Annotated in this window: 1 rRNA gene; it reads left to right on the top strand. The window is 47.0% G+C overall.

Annotation, left to right across the window (positions count from 1 at the left end):
• Positions 1-47 precede the first annotated feature (47 nt).
• A 16S ribosomal RNA gene (locus BW139_RS18245) occupies positions 48-251 on the top strand; the annotation flags it as partial.

Below are 251 nucleotides of genomic sequence, written 5' to 3'. Positions count from 1 at the left end.
TAAATAAATTCAGAATTCATTGAGCTGTCGAAAGACATAAAACTTTTTAATTGAAGAGTTTGATCATGGCTCAGATTGAACGCTGGCGGCAGGCCTAACACATGCAAGTCGAGCGGTAACAGAGAGTAGCTTGCTACTTTGCTGACGAGCGGCGGACGGGTGAGTAATGCTTGGGAACATGCCTTGAGGTGGGGGACAACAGTTGGAAACGACTGCTAATACCGCATAATGTCTACGGACCAAAGGGGGCT

Origin of the sequence: Pseudoalteromonas sp. SK18 (genome assembly GCF_001974855.1) — a bacterium.
Classification (GTDB): Bacteria; Pseudomonadota; Gammaproteobacteria; order Enterobacterales; family Alteromonadaceae; genus Pseudoalteromonas.
Note: the sequence above shows the minus strand (reverse complement) of the source record. Positions and strands in the feature narration are given on the sequence as shown.